6 protein-coding genes and 2 pseudogenes are annotated in these 20758 nt (G+C 44.8%); 6 read left to right on the forward strand and 2 right to left on the reverse strand.

Going from position 1 to position 20758, the window contains the following annotated elements:
* Positions 1 to 14: 14 nt before the first annotated feature.
* A complete protein-coding gene (locus FE394_RS16105) occupies positions 15 to 512 on the reverse strand; it encodes a hypothetical protein (RefSeq protein WP_319927380.1) in 498 nt (165 codons plus the stop codon).
* Positions 509 to 1312: a winged helix-turn-helix domain-containing protein gene (locus FE394_RS16110; protein WP_319927381.1), complete on the reverse strand. Its 804-nt coding sequence runs from the start codon at positions 1310 to 1312 to the stop codon at positions 509 to 511. The genes FE394_RS16105 and FE394_RS16110 overlap by 4 nt, the downstream gene beginning before the upstream one ends.
* Before the next feature lie 819 nt (positions 1313 to 2131).
* On the opposite strand from FE394_RS16110, the gene FE394_RS16115 reads away from it, so the two are divergent.
* The 6 genes and pseudogenes from FE394_RS16115 to FE394_RS16135 all read left to right on the forward strand — a co-directional run.
* The gene (locus FE394_RS16115; RefSeq protein ID WP_319927382.1) at positions 2132 to 7264 is read left to right on the forward strand and encodes a Tc toxin subunit A; all 5133 of its coding nucleotides are present in this window, start codon (positions 2132 to 2134) and stop codon (positions 7262 to 7264) included.
* Positions 7265 to 7348: 84 nt separating this feature from the next.
* Positions 7349 to 11932: a Tc toxin subunit A-related protein gene (locus tag FE394_RS16120; RefSeq protein ID WP_319927383.1), complete on the forward strand. Its 4584-nt coding sequence runs from the start codon at positions 7349 to 7351 to the stop codon at positions 11930 to 11932.
* Positions 11933 to 12031: 99 nt separating this feature from the next.
* Positions 12032 to 15766, forward strand: coding sequence for a Tc toxin subunit A-related protein (locus FE394_RS16125; protein WP_319927384.1), 3735 nt, complete (start codon positions 12032 to 12034; stop codon positions 15764 to 15766).
* A 146-nt stretch (positions 15767 to 15912) separates the two neighbouring features.
* Positions 15913 to 16761 (forward strand): annotated as a pseudogene (locus FE394_RS19965) (SpvB/TcaC N-terminal domain-containing protein); the annotation flags it as partial.
* A gap of 1023 nt (positions 16762 to 17784) precedes the next feature.
* The gene (locus tag FE394_RS19970; RefSeq protein ID WP_419836353.1) at positions 17785 to 20262 is read left to right on the forward strand and encodes a toxin TcdB middle/C-terminal domain-containing protein; all 2478 of its coding nucleotides are present in this window, start codon (positions 17785 to 17787) and stop codon (positions 20260 to 20262) included.
* A 59-nt stretch (positions 20263 to 20321) separates the two neighbouring features.
* A pseudogene (locus tag FE394_RS16135) lies at positions 20322 to 20758 on the forward strand (RHS repeat protein); the annotation flags it as partial.

Consider the following 20758-nt stretch of genomic DNA (forward strand, 5'->3'; position numbering starts at 1 on the left):
GGGGGCTGGGATATCTAAAATCGTTTACACAAGAAAAGAGGCCCCGAAAGCTCGTTGAAAATATAAAGATCTTTATCAACCGACGTAATATTTATATAAGAGGATGACGGCATTTTTCCCAATATGGGGAATATCGTATCAACCTTGGGTGGGATATTGTCATTAGCGCGCAATGTTACATTGATAATTTTGAATATGTATATCTGATCATTATCAAAATCAGTGTAATCAATCTTCACTTCACGATTGATGATGTAATTTTTATTACCGATTGACAGGACACCTTTCTGTGTCAAAAAACCTGTCCCGTTACCATAGAGAAATAAAAAAATTTTTTCATTTAAATTGGCGAAATCAGTGTTATTAACTTTTCTACGTGAAGTGAACTCACCCGCACATCGAATCTCGATGTTATTTTTTTTATTGCTTACATTGATAATTTCAAATAATACCATTATCAAAGTAATGGAAAACAATGAAAGCACAATATATAACCCATGGTTTTTTTTCATCGATTTACACCAATGTTGTTTAATATGCTTCTGCAGTCTTTAGTTTTGTTATCTTTGTCTAAGCCACATATGCCGATAAAACTAATTTGTGTGTCCTGACTGCCACTGCGTGTTTTTTTGTAGTAAATATTCCCCTTTGCGAGGTCGCAATTAATGATTTCTTTGTTGATATCTTGTTTGGCTATATCAATATAATTCTCACCCACATCTATTGGGAGATCGCCCAATGCATAAATGTCACATTTTCCAATGCTATCAAGAAATGTTGTTTTTTCATGGCGTACGTTTAGATGTTTGAATTTAATAAAAGCTTCATAAGCAGCGTAGCTACAGAGGGAAACGAATGTCATGCCTATAACGATTTTTTTTATTTGTTGTTTTTTGGGTCTTATGAAAATAGTTTTATCAGTGGACTGCGTTAATTGCGCCTCACTTTCATCAATAGGAAAAACATTATTTTCACTCTGTTTAATGACTGGCTCTACAACACCCTCAAAACGAAAACCTACTTTAGGAATGGTGATGATAATCTTTGGATCTCTTCCCAGGGATTCAAATGATTTTCGAATCTCACTTACAGCGACATTGAGGCTATTGTTTGAACGTGTAAAACCATAATCCTCCCATACCCTTTTCAATAAATCTTCCCTATGAAGAGTCTCATTGCTGTTAGTGGCCATTTCAAGCAGCAGTCGCGCCGCTTGGTTTGATAGTGTGATTTCATGATTGCTATCGTTGAGTAATGACAGTTTCCTGTCTGCAGGTGAGTATATGATGGTAAGGTTTATAACGTATTTCAATGACTTGATTCCAAACAGATTAAGAGCTTCCTTAAAAAAAACAGATCTATAGATTTTCCATTTGCTCGTCAATGGTTTTATTTAAAAGGAGTGAATGACTACCCCCTGTTTTTAAAGGAGTATTTACTGCTGCTTCGTGTGTTTTTTTTTATTATTACTGGATGCTAATTATTATAATATGTATTTATCAGGAATAAAAACCTTTTTAATTGGATTTAAAAGTATAATGTTTTGTTTGTTTTTTTTAATCTCTATCATTGTCGTCGTTGTCACAGAGATTCTCTGCCTGACTGGATGCGCAGTGTGACACGGGAAAATGGAGCTCAGGTTACAAGAAGTCAGTGTTGAGTTTTTCATTTATTGTAGGATGTGCTTATGGAGTGACTCATGCACTTGATGTATACACTTACAATCTGAACAGTACGGCACTACACACCAAAAATAGATTAAACTGCAAACAATGGATTAAGAAATGGTCACTAACTATTGGATTTTATTCTTAGCAGTAATATTATTTTTATTTAGATGTAGTAGTAACAAAAAATATATATCAACTAAAACCTATGACATAGTTAAATACACTATTGTTAATAACACTCAATATCGTATAAAAGATGCGAGAAACACATAACATACCCGAGAGCGAGTTATTGGAACGGATCTATTTTTATATAAATTAATATTGCCTTTATGCAATTAAAGCTATTCACCATTATTCTTACTGTGATATGCCATATCAAACTGCAAAGTAATAATTAAACATGTCATTTTAATAGACTAAATTCGTTATCACTCTTTGATAAATTATCGAGGTTTATCATGCCAGATCAGACTTCTGACAAAAAACAAAAAAAACTCACGGAACTAACCACCTCACACGACATTCTTGAACGACTTCATTCCCTGTCGCGTACATCAAATATTTCGCCAACCCGGCTCAATCTAGACACATTAAGAGAATTTGAAAAATATACTTCAGAAGCTGAACTTAAAGAATTTCTTGCTAAATGGGAAACGGCTTTAGCCGTGGCTGCAACACGTAGCCGTGAAGATCGCCAGAAAACATCCCGGCAGCAAATATCTTCTCAAAAAACCGGCGTTCGTAGCCTGGTATCTGGGCCAAGTTACAGCGATCAATTTTTGCCTGATGTGATAAATAGTAGCCAGCCGGGTTCGATTGAAGACCCAACATCAGGGGTAGGATTTTTATATGAACAATACCAAATTACCAAAAAGCTGGAAGCGCAAGCAAAAGATGCACCAGTCAATATTCCCTTAGCTAGCCGCCGCTCAGATATTTCTGAAACGATTATCGATAATGATGCCTACTCCAAAGAAGTGCCCGTTCTTAAATTGAACAACCAGGTACTTAAGGCCACTATCCAGAAATATATCAATGAAACTAAACCTGTTGGCACGACGGTTGATGATGTATTGGCTGAAACCTATTACCCGTTCGGTTTACCTTATGAGCGTTACCAACATCAAATTAATTATGTTTTGGATAAGCAACGTGAAACACATACGGATAAATCATTAACTGAAAAAAATGGGTCACTGGGCGATATGATTCGCACCTGTGATATTGCTTATCCTTGGTTTAAGCAACCGGGCTTACATTCCGATCAAACCAATGATGCTCAGATGCTGGATACTTTTATGGGGCCGGCACAAGCAGAATTGTTGCTGGAAAAACCGTTCTTTCCTGCTTCACAGGACGCCGTTCTTAATGAATATATCGCCAGTCCTCGTGCCGCTCTTATCAGCAAAACCAGCGATCGGCAGAAAGATTTTTATAAAAAATGCTATGGAGTAGAGACCTCAGCAGATTTAGTGAACACAAAAGATTTTTGCATTAAGGTGGGAATTAGCCACGCAGAACTTGAATCGCTATTATCAATTGAAAAGTTCATGCCGGTACGTTCCGATTATGTGAGCAATAATGTTGCTGCACCTGCCTCACCCACTGTTTTTGGTTCCGTGTTTATCAATGCCGGTAAAAGTGACTTTATTACTATTGAAACCGTCAGCAGTGGTACTGGTGATGACAAGAGTACCCATCACATTTTATCCCATGTGACTGATGACAGTTTTGACAGAATGCAGCGTATTCTTCGTCTCAGTCGTTGGTTAAATCTCAGTTTTGAGGAAGTCGATCAATTGCTGATGGCGTTACTACGTGCCGAAAATCCCACAGAACAAAATATTGCCCTACTGTGGCCGACACACAATACTTTACGAGGGCTGGGTTTGTTCCAGCGTTTCAGGAAAAAATACGATTTATCCGCAGCGAAATTTGCCGCCATCATTGATACTGTTTCCGTCTATGCCCGTGGTGACAGTACTTCTCAATTGGATACATTATTTCGTCTTAAAAATCAATTTGATAAGCAATACATTATTGATGATAGTGAATTCTATATCGTTGGCCGTTCAGAAAGTGAACAAAAGAAAATTGCATTGCTGTGCGCTGCTCTGGGCATTGATAACGATACCTTTATTTTTATCGGCAGATTGATTGCCAAAACGTTAAATTCATCAAATGCTCAGGCAGATGACTTCATTCCAGAAAAAATAACCTGGTCTATTGCGGTAATTTCAGCTTTTTATCGCGTTGTTACGTTTTCACGCGGTGTTGGCGTGGAGCCGGTAACTGCTCTGGCTCTGCTGAGTATTATTAATGATGGTGGGCAGCAATTCCTGACCAAACTCTGTCGGGTAGAGGTGAGTGGTAATCAATATAGCTCGGTGACTGACACATTCAATATCATGGACAATTTAGCCGATGCCATTGAATGGTGTCAGTCCAATCAAATAGATATTCTTTGGCTTTATCATGTCTTGTTGCCTGTCAGTAAAATGCCGGTGGCGACCGATCGGGAACTTAACTTAGTTAAGGAAATGAATGCCAAAGTCAACCCGACGTTGATCACGGAGAAATCTTTCTCTGATGGTGGCGTTTTACCTCCTGAAGAGAGCAATGGCGGTGGTACTAAAACCTGGATGCAAACTCTGTCTGATTTTATTGATGATGGGAGTAGTGAAGGGAATATTCCGGGAATGCCAGGGCTGGTTAAAGATTTGGGCTACACAGATCCCCTCTCTTATCAAAGCATGTTAGCAACAGAACTGGCAAAAAAAGTCAGTGAAGAAGATAAAACGCGTGATCCGGATATTATTTACAAACTCTCAACCATCATCATGTCGGCTAAAGCGAATCAGGAAGCACTGGTTTGGGAAACGTTATCTAACACTTTCAGCTTGAACGCTGATCAAGCCAGAGAAATTTTGTTCTGGTCCGGTGGCAATTTCTATCAGGTGCTGCAACATGTGATCCGGATTGCTTCTTCATCGACAGCCAGTATCAGTATCGTGGATGGTGATGCGTTCTTAAGTCTGGTCAACAGAATAAGTAAACGTGCTGAGATTTGTCAGGCTTTTAACTTAAGTGCGGGTTTCCTACAAAGTTTCCGCAATTATCCGCGGCGTTATCTGTTTAAGCAGTATGAATTAAGCCATCCTGATGCGTTCCGTGTCCAAGACGATGTGGTCAAAGAACTGGATTTTATTACCCTCTATTCACTGGCCTGCTATGCAACCACATTGAAAGCGCTGGGGCGTGAAGAAACGTTAATCCTCAACTACTTGCAGCTTGCTTCAGTCATTCCTGATCTGAACGAATTGTCAGAATCAGAATTACAGCTATACCGTGAAGATTGCGCGCTAAAAGTTTCAGAATTTACTGGTTTCGCGGTGAAAGAGATTATCGATTTGTTCGACTCACTTTATCAGATGAATGAGACTTTCGTGACAACAATGGAGCAACTGGCGTTTATGATCCGTCTGCGGGAGGCTAAGGTCAGTATTAAAGCGGGAGTTCGTGAATTGATCACCCTTTCTCATCTGACGATATTTAGCGACAAAATGTCCTACCGTGAAGCCGCTGAAGCTGCGCTGAGCAGTCTTGGTACCAGCAATGAAAGCACGGCTGTCTCTCAATCGGGCGAACTGGGGCAAACCGATACCTCAATAATTACCGTCGATAAAGAAACATTGATTGCGATTGATAAGAATAAGTATCCAGACACACCAGAACAAGTCGCCGTATTTACCGCAAAATTGCTTGATCCGTATGGTAATCCACGTGCTGGTATCCAAATCCGTTGGCAAACGACACTGGGAACACTGCGTACTGTTACCACAAAAACAGATGAGAATGGAGTGAGTCAAGCTTCTTTGTCAGGAGGCAGTTTGATGGGAGAAGCCAAAGTCACGGCGATCTATAGTCTGGAGAGAGAACTTGTTGCGCCTTCAGTGATGCTGACTTATGACCCAAATAAACTCAAAATGTCCGCAGTCGGCGATATTGTTGATCGTCAGATAAAAGCAGATGGAAAAGATAAAGCACTATTTACTGTTTTACTTAAAGATATTTATGACAACGTAGCACTGGATGAAAAAATCTTATGGAATACAGATAAAGGAAAATTAACACAGCAATTAACCTTGATTAATAAGACAGGAAAATCATCTGTTTACTTAACAGCAAATGATGTTATTGGTAATACCCAAGTTGTTTGTGAGGCACGTAATAAAAAAATTTATTTTTATCCAGTGCTTATTAATGATGTACCTTATATAGAATATGTTAAAGTTCTTGCTATTGATAATTTAACACCGGGTTACTTTATTCTTGATAAAGAATATCCAGTGGAATGTCGTCTATTAAGAGTTAATGGAGAACCTTTAATTAATAAGCTCGTTGAGTTTAATTTTCTAGGAGACGAAAGCGGAGTATTTAATCCTGTTACTGTCAGAACAGATATAGATGGTAAATGTAATAGCGCGATTACTTTTACAAAAGTTGGTTCATGTGTAATCACCGCGAAAAGTGATGATACTGAACTAAAACAATCAGAATCTATAAAAGTAATTCCACCAGTTAAAATTGTTAAGAAACATCAGTCATCTGAAACAATATATACGCCAGATCAAATTAGTGTGGATTGTAGCGTTGTTATAGAACCAAAAGTTGCAAATTATCCTATTCAATGGCTAGCTAATGATATTACCATTATAGTGACTGAGACAGACTCACATGGAGAATCTACATTTACTTTTATTCCGAATGAATATGGTACATCTAAATTACAGGCAATAACGCAAAATGGTGATATTGCTAAATTTAGTATTACAAAGAAAATGCGTTATTCATTAGAATTGATTACATCAGAATCAGAACCGCAACAATCTATTCCTGATGCTATCAGAAGAACAGTGTTACATGATGATAAACTAGAAAGAATATTTTTTGTTTCTCTTAATTTAAATGCTTTAATTAGATTTAAAATTACTGATAATCTCAACTCTGATATCAAAAAAACTAGTTATAAAGTTTTGAGTTGCCTAGCAGGTTCAACACCAGCTGAACAATTTGGAATAAATATACCTAAAAAATATTTCGAAAACTATCAAAATGTTGATGATAACGGAATCGGATCGATATATATAGACACGATAAAAGCTGGTAATTCACCGAATAATAGTCTATGGGATAACTTAAGAGGAAAAGAAATCACATTGAGTTTACAGCTTCAAGATGGGGCCGTTATTCAAGATTCGTTTTATGTAGCTATCTTTGGTAATATGACAAGATGGTATTCTAGTGAATTTGATGTTGAATTTAAAATTCCAATAAGTCGTAATGAGTTATATATTAACTCTCAGAATAATCAGGGTATTCCTATTCATTACTTCAGCCACCACATACCCGACGAGTGGATTAGATACGCAGGTCCTAATTATAGATCTAAAGATCCAAACGTTAAATATAATGATTTTCACTATTCCATACCCAGTTACTATCCAGGTAGCGCTAAAAATATAGGTATTGATGCACTAACTAAACCAACTCTAGATGTGGTCATTCTAGATATTTCCAAAATGTTTTGACGTAATATTTTACTAATAAGCCTGCGGAAAATAATAATTCCGCAGAAAGTATATTAATTAAACGCTTAGATAATGAGTCAAACTATGTCAAATACTCTTTCCGTAATCAAACAACTTGATGAAAGTTACCGTGATGCCCTGCTGGATTACAGCCTTGGGCAAGTATTCTGTAATGATGAAAAACTTAAAATATTTAACATCGATACCGTTGATGAACTTTATGAATATCTGCTGATTGATCCAGAAATGAATGCGGAATTTAAAACCACGCGTGTTGCCCATGTGATAAGCAGCCTGCTTCAGCGCAATCATGCTGTATATAATGGTATGGAACCGGGTTTTTCGAATAATTTTTCCAGACAAGAGCTTGAACAGTGGAATAATATCTCCAGCGATATGTCAATCTGGGCATCGAATAAGCTGTTACAAAACTACCCGGAAAACTATATCGATCCCAATCTTCGTCTTAATAAAACTCATCTCTTTGCAAATTTTGTTAATGAAATCAATCAAAGCCGTATTTCTGAAGAGAGTGTACAAAAATCGGTGATGAGTTACCTTAGCCAGATGGAAGAATTATGTAATATTTCTACCGTTTCCGGCTATATGGACAATGCGACAGCAACAGATGCCAATTTCTGGTTTTTAGGTCAAAATCCACTGACCCCCAATGATCTCTATTGGCGTAAAGCAGATAATATTCTCTACGAGCAGGATAACAATAACTGGGCAACTAACCCTGCGGGTTGGAGTGAGTGGAAAAAAATCAATCTCGCCGCCCAAAGTGTATTTTGTTCTCGTCTGGCTTATTTTAATCATCGGCTTTACTTGTTCTATTTTTCCAGTGTGCCAGAACAATCTGATAATCAAGAGGTAAAAAATAAGCATTATACCACCCGTCTGGAAACCATTTATCTGGGACTCAATGACCAATGGTCTGAACCGACCGTATTGAAAACTTACACGGGCATGGAGGTTCCCAACGGGAATTATGAGCAATCGGGTATGGTGCTGCGGGGACGTTATGATAAAGACAGAAGCAGCGAAGTCCTGGATGTGATTTACAAAATAGAAAAAAATGACATTCAGGCACTTTCGCTTAACGGATGGATGGAGTCTAAAGCGATTAGTGATCTGTCAAACAACCCTTTATATAAAGATATTTATGGTTTAATGAGCTCACGTAAATTACAGCTATATGGCTTTATTTATGAAGCGACAGACAAAAGTATGTTTAATCTGAGTATTAAACCGCTTCCTGATGATCCCTGGAGTAATAAAGAGAAGTATAAATGTCGAGCCAGATTGTTTGACCCTAAGCTGGAATTTAAAAAAGAAAAAGTATCCGGAAATGATGTCTATGTTCCTTATATCTCTGTGAGTACAGATTATGAGGATGATTTCAGTTATCGTGCTGCGAAAGAAATGCGCTATCACACCAATCCCTGGCTTTCTGCTTTAGGTGCAATGCGGATTGATTTATGTTTCCAGCGCAGAACACAGGATGGCCGTTATATCGCGTATATAACGCCATACTCTATTTGGGGAATAGTCCCCTTTTATGTAAAAATCATTGTTAATAATCAGGTTATTTTTGATAATGAAAATCTATTATTAATTAATGGTACTAGATACACTTTTGAAAATTCAGATGCAGTGAATGAGGCTGGAAAATATTTAAGCAATCTGGGTACGGATATTCCTGCCGGTGCAATCCAAATCTCTTTGTCAGGCATGGTTTCTGATTTTGTGTTGACATCCTTTATTCCTGACACGTTGTATCAGGACGCCACTGTAAGAAGTTATTTTTTCCCCAATGAATCGGGCGCTGACAGAACGAATCAGCAGAAAATAATGGGAACGGTAACGGCAAGGGGACGGCACGAATTTAACGCTCCATTTACTTTTTCTTTGCGTAAAGGGAGTGGTAATGGTGCTCTTCTCCCAATCCTCGGTCGCTATCATATGGAAACCTATGTTACCCCCGGGAGAGATTATAACGCCGGAAATGGCAATACGCCTTTGCCAAGCAAACCGAATCATTATGCTTTTCAGTTAGAAATTACGCAGGCTAAGGCTTTGCAGCTACCGGATATTGAATACGCAGCCGATGGGGGTCAGTATCTTGCCCTTAATGCAGTGGGTAATCATGGCCTTACCCATATTCGTCTGAATACCGTATTTGCTTCAGAGCTTTATTCCCGTGCTTCCGTCTCATTGGAGAATTTGTTCAGCTGGGCTGCGCAAAATATACTGGAAGCAATTCCACCCGCAGAGTCAAATCTGCCAAAAACGCTCGATTTTCATGGTGCCAATGGCCGCTATTTCTGGGAAATTTTCTTCCATATTCCTCATGCTGTGGCCAACCGCCTGCATCAAGAGTTCAGCTACCGTGATGCGGAAAACTGGTATCACTACATCTTTAATCCACAGATCCGGGTGCATGAAGGCGAAGATAACGCTAACAAAACACCATACTGGCGAGTACGTCCGCTGCTGGAACCCGGCAGTTATGCCTGGGAGCAGGAAACAGGGCGCGTGGCCGATCCCGATGCTATCTGCTATTCAACACCGGAACGCTATAAAAAAGCGATATTCATGGAGTATGTCCGCAATATTCTGGCACAGGGAGATGCGCTGTACCGACGTCTGACGCGTGACGCACTGACGGAAGCACGAGTACATTACTCACGCGCCGCCTCATTACTGGGGCCTCGCCCAGATGTGCTGGTCGCCTCGCGTTGGACGCCGAACACCCTGGAAACGTTGTCAACGGATGCAACCGTACTGGATGGCTCACTGGAACGCTTTTTACCGGAGGTGTTGCCGGAGATGAACAAAGTGCGAAATGGGCACTGGAAAGCACTGAATGATCCCAAAGCCTTTCGCACGCCAGTTAATCCAGACCTGATAACACTGTGGGATACGTTGCAACAGCGTTTGGACACATTGCACAATAATCTGACCATCGATGGCAAACCGATGTTGCTTGAGATGTATGCGGCACCAGTGAACCCACGTGACCTGCTACGAGCACAAAATAGTGCTTCAGGCCTGTCACAGCGAGCTGTCAGCGCATTGGCGCCGATATTGCCGTATCGCTTCCGTGCCTTGTTACCACGGGTACAGAGTGCGGTGGAGACACTGACCCGCTTTGGTGATCTGGTCAGGCAGTACCGTGAACAGAAAGAACGGGCATTGCAGGAAGAACTGGTTCAGTCGCAGATGGATGAACTGTCGGCCTTTGCGGTACAACTACAGGAAGCGGCATTGGAGCAACAGCAGGCGGCTATCGATGCTTTGGCCGAAAGCCAGAAATCGGTGCAACAACGCCAAAAATACTATGCTGCCCTGTATGACGAAAATATTTCAGCGGCTGAATCTCAGTCTATGGATCTTTTGACCGCATCTTCAACACATGAAATCGCTGCATCCTCTTTTGACACCATCGGAGCCGTTGCCGATTTAGCACCTAATGTATTTGGCTTTGCCACGGGAGGAATAAATTACGGTGCCCCGTTCCGGGCGACGGCCAGTGGCTTGCGTGCGAAGAGCATTTCGTTGCAAATGAGTGCGGACAGACTCTCCCAAAGCGAACAATACCGTCGCCGTCGTGAAGAGTGGCGGTTTATGTGTGATCAATCATCAGCAGAAATAGAGAGCATTCAAGAGCAAATTAATGCCGGCCAACTCGCCAAGGAAATGATTCAAATACAGATGAATCAGGCCCGGAAAGCGCAGGAGCACGCTAAAACGCATTATCAGTTCCTGTTAACACGTACCACAGGATCAGGTTTATATCAGTGGCTGGTTAGCCAGATGTCGACCTTTTATTTTCAGGCCTATGATGTCGTCACCTCATTGTGTCTGTGCGCAGAGGCGTGCTGGCAGTATGAAATGGGCGATTATGACACCCGTTTTATTCAACCCAACGTCTGGTTGGATAACTACTTTGGTCTGACAGCGGGTGAAGCCCTGAAACTGCAATTACTTAACATGGAAAGCGCTCATCTGAAACGTCATGAACGGCGTCTGGAAATTGTGAAAACTGTCTCATTAAAACAACTCCTCAAAAATGCGGCGAAGAACAATCTCAGCAGTTGGGACAAAATGCTTGAAAGTGGTCAGTTAGATTTTGAACTGAATGCCTCTCTGTTTGACCATGATTACCCAGGCCACTATCTGCGACAGATTGTCAATGTTTCTGTCACAATGTCAGGATTGATTAGCCCTTATCAAAATGTGAAGGCAATGCTGACACAGGTGACTAGCCATACTCTGCTTAAACCGGATGTATCCGCGCTCGATTACCTTTATAGGCTGACGACAGCTAAACCGGCCAGCTTACTTTCTAATCCACGCGTCAGTCAGAGCATCGCCTTATCTTCGGGTTTCGACGATCACGGTCAATTTATGCTGGATTTTGGTGATGAGCGTTATCTGCCCTTTGAAGGAACCGGTGTTATATCACAGTGGCGATTAAGCTTCCCATTACACGATCAGGAAGATCAACAAACATTTCTGAATTCGCTGGACGATATCATCATTCATCTTAGATATATGGCCCTTCCGGGAAACAGCACGTTTACCCAGGCAGTCAATCAACGTCTGGATAACGATGAAAAAGAGATTTTCGCTGATGACACAGAAGAAGCCGGAGCAAGGTAAAAAGGCTATTTGACCAGAGATTATCGGCCAGGAAACAGCTTAAGTTGGCTCTAGCCGGAAGAATGTCCTGATAAACATATTTTTATAAGTAGGTATACCATGTCTGAGACTTTTATTAACACGCTGGAGGAGAGCTACCGCGATGGGCTGCTTGCATATTGCCTCGGCCAGGTGTTTCCTCACACGGGATCTTTGCAAAAATTCAACATTAATACCGTCGAAGAACTTTACGATTATCTGCTCATTGACCCGCTGATCAATGCGGATGCGAAGACAACCGTTATTGCGCATAGAATCAGCAGCCTTCTTCAGCTTAATCATGCAATCTATAATAATATGGAGCCGGGTTATACTAACGGATTTGATAAAAAAGAGTTGAATCAATGGCAGTATATTGACAGTGATATGTCGGTTTGGGGAGCCAATAAATTGCTTCTTAATTATGCCGAGAATTATATCGATCCAGAGCTACGGTTAAATAAGACAACCGCATTTGCTGATTTCCTATCAGAAATCAAACAAAACCGTATCTCAACACAAAGTGTTCAACGGGCAGTTCAGAATTACCTCAGCAAACTAGAAAAGATCTGTAATATTTCAACAATAGCAGGGTATTTGTACGGGAATAATGTTACTGATTCGAAGTTTGTTTTTCTGGGGCAATCGCGTTTGCAGCCTGACCATTTTTACTGGCGTACTGCGAAAAATATTATTCAGGATGTGGATGGTAAAGCCTCGCTATCACCTACAGCGTGGAGTGAATGGCAAGAGGTTCAACTGTCAACAGGTGAAATAATTAATCCAAAAATTATCTGGATTAATAATCGCGTGCATGTTGTCTATTTTACTAAAAAATTGGAACAGCCCGCTGACAGTTCAGATCCCTCCGAGACAACATTCACATACCAGCTTGAAATTATTTATCAAAAACTAAATAACACCTGGTCTACGCCAATTGTGCTAGCAATTTATCCTAATTGGCCGACTGACAAGCTGAAATTAACTGCCCTTGTCCTCTTTGGTAGAAAAAATACAGAGGGTAAAAATGGCTCATTTGATGTGATGTATGAATTGGATGATAGGCCTAGTCGATATGTAAGAAAAGTATTAACACTCGATTCACGTCTGCAATGCATTAAAGTAGAAGATATTCTAGAGCTACCTGCTGAGGGTAACGTACGTGCAATCTATGGAAAATTCTTTAGATCTAAAATAAACGTTTGTGATTCTGCGTATTATGGTGCCGAAAACTCAATTTTTCCCAATATTATTCAGGAAAACGGAGGGGAATATCTCGCTCTGCAAGATCAAAAGCTACCTGACCTTACCCATATCCGTCTTAATACCACTTTTGCAGCTCAACTTGTTGGCCGTGCTTCTTTATCTTTGGACAGTTTATTTAGCTGGGAAGCGCAAAATACACCTGAAGTCGCACCTCCATCGAATGCTGTAGGTGTTCCGAATACACTGGATTTTCATGGCGCCAATGGCCGTTATTTCTGGGAAATTTTCTTCCATATTCCTCATGCCGTCGCCAACCGTCTGCATCAAGAGTTTAGATATCGCGACGCGGAAAACTGGTATCACTACATCTTTAATCCACAGATCCGGGTGCATGAAGGCGAAGATAATGCCAACAAAACACCTTATTGGCGGGTATGTCCGCTGCTGGAACCCGGCAGTTATACCTGGGAGCAGGAAGCAGGGCGTGTGGCTGATCCGGATGCCATCTGCTATTCAACACCGGAACGTTACAAAAAAGCGATATTCATGGAATATGCCCGCAACATTCTGGCGCAGGGAGATGCCTTGTACCGCCGCCTGACGCGGGATGCACTGACGGAGGCACGGATACATTATGCACGCGTTACAGCATTACTGGGGCCTCGTCCAGATGTGCTGGTTGCCTCGCGTTGGACACCGAAGACCCTGGAAGCGTTATCGACTGACGCCACCGTATTGGATGGATCGCTGGCGCGTTTTTTACCGGAATTGTTGCCAGAAGTGAGCAAAGTACGAAATGAACACTGGAAGGTACTGGATGATTCTAACGTGTTTCGCACTCCGGTCAATCCAGACTTGATAGCACTATGGGATACGTTGCAACAGCGTTTGGACACATTGCACAACAATCTGACCATTGATGGCAAACCGATGTTGCTTGAGATGTATGCGGCACCGGTGAACCCACGCGACCTGCTACGAGCTCAAAGCAGTGCTTCAGGCCTGTCACAGCGAGCCGTCAGTGCATTGGCGCCGATATTGCCGTATCGCTTCCGCGCCCTGTTACCACGGGTACAAAACGCGGTGGAGACATTGACCCGTTTTGGTGATCTGGTCAGGCAGTATCGTGAACAGAAGGAACAGGCATTACAGGAAGAACGGGTGCAATCGCAGATGGATGAACTGTCGGCCTTTGCGGTACAGCTACAAGAAGTCGCGTTGGCACAACAGCAAGCGGCTATTGATACGTTGATTTCAAGTAAAAAAGTCGTCACCGAGCGGCAAGCGTATTACCGCCAGCTCAAGGACGATGACATTTCTTCCGCAGAAAGAGACTCAATGGATAAGCGTAAGGAAACTATCCCTTATGAACAAGCTTCAGCGGGAATGGAATCTGCGGCATCGATTGCCGATCTCGTGCCAAATCTATTCGGTACTAGCGTGGGAGGCTCAGTTTGGGGGGGACCTGCCAGGGCACTCGGCTGGGCGCATCGCATTTCCGCGAGCGAAAAAAGAGTCATGTCTTATGTCACCTCAGAAAGCGAACAATATCGGCGACGCCGTGAAGAGTGGCAATTTCAGCATGATCAAGCTGCTGCTGAAGGTGAGATGCTCGATGAACAAATTAAAAGTGCTCAAAATGCAAAGAGAATGGTTCAGGTGCAGCTTGATCAAGCTCGTAAAGAACAAGAGCAAGCCAAAGTGCGTTATCAACTCCTGCTGACACGTACCACGGGTTCAGCACTGTATCAATGGTTGATCAGCCAGATGTCTACCTTCTATTTTCAGGCCTATGATGCAGTCACTTCTCTGTGTCTGAGTGTTGAAGCGTGCTGGCGGTATGAAATGGGGGACTATGAGGCTCGCTTTATTCAGCCTAATGTGTGGTTTGATAACTATTTTGGTCTGACTGCGGGTGAGGCGTTGAAGCTACAACTATTAAACATGGAAAGTACGTACTTAAAGCGCCACGACCGACGTCTGGAAATTGTAAAAACGGTCTCATTGAAGCAGTGGGTGGAAAACACGATTGATTCTCTGACATGGGATGAAGTCGTGGAAAAAATCAGAGAAACGGGACAATTTGATTTCAGTTTATCACCTTTAGATTTTGATCGTGACTATCCTGGACATTACCTGCGTCAGATTGTCAACATATCGATTAATATGCCTCTGTTACTTGGCCCCTATGAAGAAATAAAGGCAACACTGACTCAGACATCAAGTGAAACCCTTCTCAGCCCTGATATGGCCGCTTTGAAATATTACTATCCGGAGAAAGGCGGAGATATCCCCATTAAGCCAGCCAGTATTCTTTCCAATCCTCGGGTTAGTCAAAGTATCGTTATCTCTAATCAGGAGAATAAAACTGGGGTGTTATACACCAATATAAATGACGAACGTTACCTGCCTTTTGAAGGGACCGGAGCGATATCTTCTTGGCGTCTGGATTTTCCTCGCGCAGATAAACTTCAACAATCCAGGCTCATTAATGCACTGAAAGACATTGTCGTAGAGTTTCGTTATACCGCTCAGACGGGTAATACAGCATTTACTAATGAGGTGTCTGGTTTGGTTAGAGAAAATAATAAACACTTTCGTCAGCAGTAAATAGTGGGAATCGGATCAGAGAAGCCAACATGGAGCTTTATATGCAAAAGAGTCAAGATATTACGATAGCAGCACCATCACTACCTAAAGGCGGTGGTGCTATTCAGGGAATAGGTGAATCTCTTACTACTGGTGGTTCCAATGGAATGGTGACGTTATCTCTGCCACTACCCATTTCTAGTGGGCGCGGCACGGCTCCTGCGCTGTCCCTTACCTACAGCAGCGGCAGCGGCAATGGTGCCTTTGGCATGGGATGGCAGTCTGCTCCCATGGCTATCAGTCTGCGTACCTCACATGGCGTGCCGCGTTATGAGGGCAACGATACTTTTTTGAGTCCAATGGGCGACGTCATGCATATTGCCCCAAATGAACAGGGCAAGCCGGATATCCGCATCACTAATCTGTTGCAGGGGGTAATGTTAGATGAGAGCTGGCAGGTGACCCGTTATCAACCCCGTATCATTCATGATTTCAGCCAGCTGGAATACTGGCAGCCTGTACAGAACAGGACGCAAAAACCCTTCTGGGTGATATTCAGCCCGGAAGGTCAAGTCCATCTCTTTGGAAAAAATGTCCACGCCCGGGTGGCTAACCCGGCTGACGATAGCCAGATCGCTCAGTGGCTACTGGAAGAAACCGTGACACCCACCGGCGAGCACGTTTACTACCAATACCGTGCCGAAGATGACACCGGCTGCGGTGAAACTGAAAAAGGGCAGCACCCGTTATCCGGTGCACAACGCTATTTGATGCAGGTTCATTACGGCAATATCACGCCACAGGCGAGCCTGTTTGCTCTGGATAAAGCGCTGCCTGCCAATGACCAGTGGTTATTTCATCTGGTGTTTGATTACGGCGAACGGGCAAGCTCGCTGTATGACGTGCCTGCGTTTCAGGCAACGTCTGGAAACTGGCCTGTTCGCCAAGATTGTTTCTCCCGGTTTGAATACGGCTTTGAAATTCGTACCCGCCGTTTGTGCCGGCAGGTGCTGATGTTTCATCAGTTGAAAGCGTTAGCCGGCGAAGACACTGCCCCTGAAACACCGGCTTTGGTCTCCCGTCTGATGCTCGCGTATGATTTGAGCCATTGTGCCAGTACTTTGGTTTCGGCCCGTCAGGTGGCCCATGAAAATGACGGGACGCCCGTTACTCTGCCACCGTTGGCGCTGGATTATCAACGGCTGGATACCACATCATTGATGGCCTGGCAGCCCATGCCGCAGTTGGACAAGTTTAACCCACTACAGCCGTATCAGTTCGTTGACCTGTATGGCGAAGGCTTACCGGGCATCCTTTATCAGGACTCGCCCCACACGTGGTGGTATCGCTCTCCTATGCGTGATACCTCGGCGGAAGCACGCGATGCCGTGGCCTATGGTGAGATAAAACCACTGCCGCAAATCCCCGCCCAGCAGAATAATACCTCACTGATGGACATCAACGGGGATGGCAAGCTGGATTGGGTCGTCACCGCCGCCGGGGTCAATGGTTATCACACCCTAGCACCAAACGGGCAGTGGTCTCCTTTTGTCCCGTTATCCGCTTTGCCGATCGAGTATTTTCACCCTCAGGCACAACTGGCCGACCTGACTGGCGCGGGGCTGGCTGATCTGGTCATGATTGGGCCACGCAGTGTGCGCCTGTATGCTAACCAACAAACGGGCTGGAAAAAAGGCAACACCGTTATCCAGTCCGACGGCATGACATTACCGATCCCGGGCGCGGATGAACGAAAACTGGTCGCCTTTGCCGATATGCTGGGTTCCGGTCAGCAACATCTGGTGGAGATTGCCGCTGACGGTGTGATGTGCTGGCCTAATCTCGGACACGGCCGTTTTGGACACCCCATCAGACTGGCCGGATTGACGGTTTCAGCCAAAAACTTTAATCCTGACCAAGTGTATTTAGCCGATATTGACGGCTCCGGCACCACCGACATTCTCTATGTCCACAGCACCTATCTGGAGCTGTTTATTAATGAAAGCGGTAATCAATTTGCGGCGCCGGTACGCATCAATCTGCCTGAGGATGTCCGGTTTGACCGGACCTGTCAGTTACACATCGCCGATACGCAGGGATTGGGCGTATCCAGCGTTATTCTGACTGTTCCCCATATGACGGTGCAGCACTGGCGGTTGGATATGACCGAATACAAACCCGGCCTGCTGAATACCATCAACAACAATATGGGTGCAGAAACCACCCTTTTTTACCGCAGTTCGGCACAGTTCTGGCTGGATGAAAAACACCAGGCCGAAAACGTGGGGCGTTCTGTGACCAGTTATCTGCCCTTTCCCATCCACGTGTTGTGGCGTACTGAAGTACAGGATGAAATCACGGGTAATCGACTGACCTCAGAACAGGATTATGCCCATGGCACCTGGGATGGCCGGGAACGTGAGTTTCGGGGATTTGGCCGGGTAAGACAGAAAGATAGCGACCAGTTGGCACAGGCAACCCATTCGTCAGTCACAGGCCCACTGTCACCCGCTATCACGATCAACTGGTTTGCCACGGGGATTCACGCCGTCGATACCTTGTTGGCGGATGAATTCTGGCACGGTGACAAACAGGCTTTCCCACCTTTTACCTGCCGCTTTACGCATTTTGACCCTGATAAAGAACAGGATGTCACGCTCGTTCCCTCAACGGAAGAGGCTTACTGGCTGCACCGGGCATTAAAAGGCCAACCGTTGCACAGTGAGGTCTATGGCGACGATGGCACCGCACAGGCTGGCACTCCCTATACCGTCATGGACAGCCGACCCCAGGTTCGGCTTCTGACAGGTTTACCGGGTAACTCACCGACAGTCTGGCCGAGTGTGATTGAACAAAGAACCTGGCAGTACGAACGTATTGCCGATGATCCGCAATGCCATCAGCAGGTGGTGCTGAACAGTGACTGCTACGGTTTCCCACGGGAGACCGTCGACATTGCTTATCCCCGTCGTCCTAAGCCCTCGGTGTCACCTTACCCGGATACGTTGCCGGAGACATTATTCGACAGCAGCTATGATGATCAGCAACAGCAATTGCGGCTTACCCGACAACGGCAACGTTACCATCACCTGACTGACACTGAATATCAGGTACTGGGACTGCCTGATGTCGTGCGAAGCGATGCCTGGGTCTATCCGGCAGAGCGGATACCCCGAGAAGGTTTCACCCTAGAGGACTTGCTGACAGAGAACAGTCTGATAGCCCCGGGGACACCCCTGACTTATTTGGGGCATCAGCGCGTAGCATATACCAGCCCCGAAGAAAATCCGACCCGACAAGCATTGGTGGCTTATACCGAAACCGCGGTTTTTGATGAGGTGGCGTTGCAGGCTTTCGATGACTCGCTCAGCCCAGAAGCACTGGAAAAAACATTAACGGAGGCCGGTTATTTGCGGGTGCCACGCCCATTCAATACCGGTGCAGAATCGGTAGTCTGGGTAGCTCGTCAAGGATATACCGATTACGGTGGGGCTGAGGCATTTTACCGTCCGGTGGCTCAACGCGCTACGGTACAGATTGGAAAAAACGCCATTGATTGGGATACCCATTATTGTGCCGTCATTCGCATGCAGGATGCAGCCGGCCTGTACACGAATGCCGCCTATGATTACCGCTTCCTGACGCCTGTTCAGATAACGGATGCGAATGACAACCGGCAACACATCACCCTGAACGCGCTAGGACAAGTGTCATCCAGCAGGTTCTGGGGGACAGAGGCAGGCACTCCGCAGGGTTACACCCCACCTAAAGAGTGCCCATTTACACCACCATCCTCAGTGGAAGAGGCACTCGGCCTGAAACCCAATCTTCCGGTCGCCAGCTGTATGGTCTATGCGCCGCTAAGTTGGATGCCGTTGGCGCACACCAGTCAGGAATCTATGGCAGGCTTTACATGGCAGGCACTGCTTGACGCGGGTGTGGTGACAGAAGATAAGCGGGTTTGTGCGCTGGGTTTCCGTCGCTGGCAACAACGTCAGGGTATCGTGAGGGATGGGCAGGCATTGACGGCGTCGCGGGAGCCTGTCCATGTCCTGGCTCTGACCACTGACCGTTATGACACAGATCCTGAACAACAATTGCGTAAGAGCGTCACCTACAGCGACGGCTTTGGGCGTTTATTGCAAAGTGCGGTATACCATGCGTCGGGAGAGGCCTGGCAACGTGCCGCAGACGGCAGTCTTATTACGGACGCGAAAGGAAAACCCGTTGTTGCCCATACCCCAACCCGCTGGGCGGTTTCAGGCCGAACCGAGTATGACGGCAAAGGACAACCTGTCCGAACCTACCAGCCATTTTTCCTGGATGCCTGGCAGTACCTCAGCGATGACAGCGCGCGGCAGGATCTGTATGCCGACACCCACTGTTACGATCCGGTGGGGCGGGAATGGCAGGTTATCACGGCAAAAGGTGGGCTGCGCCGTACGCTGTTCACGCCCTGGTTTGTGGTCAGCGAGGATGAAAATGACACCCTCGCGGAGACCCCACCCTCTGCTTAACGCCATGCCAGCAGATTTTCTGCCGGTATTTTTCCAATTCATTTACAGTTGACAAGATTATGACCCACAATACACTTTATTTCAGAACCCCGACGGTCACGGTGCTCGACAACCGCGGCCTGACCGCGCGGGAGATACAATACCACCGTCATCCCACCACTCCGGCGGTAACGGACGAACGCATCACCCGCCATCAGTACGATGCGCGTGGTGTCTTGGCGCAGAGCGCCGACCCGCGCCTGCACGATGCCGAGCTGGCGAACTTCACGTATCTGACCAACCTGGCCGGTGCCGTGCTGCGCACGAAAAGTGCCGATGCTGGCGTTACCGTGGCGCTCAACGATGCCGCCGGACGGCCGTTTCTGGTGGTAAACAACATCGGAACGGATGAAAACGGAGCAGAAGACCGCAGTCAGGCCGTCACCCGCACCTTTCAGTATGAGGACAACACCCTACCGGGTCGTCTGCTTGGCATTACCGAACAAGTCACTGGTGA

It is taken from the genome of Xenorhabdus littoralis (assembly GCF_033949345.1).
In the GTDB taxonomy this organism is placed as follows: Bacteria; Pseudomonadota; Gammaproteobacteria; order Enterobacterales; family Enterobacteriaceae; genus Xenorhabdus; species Xenorhabdus littoralis.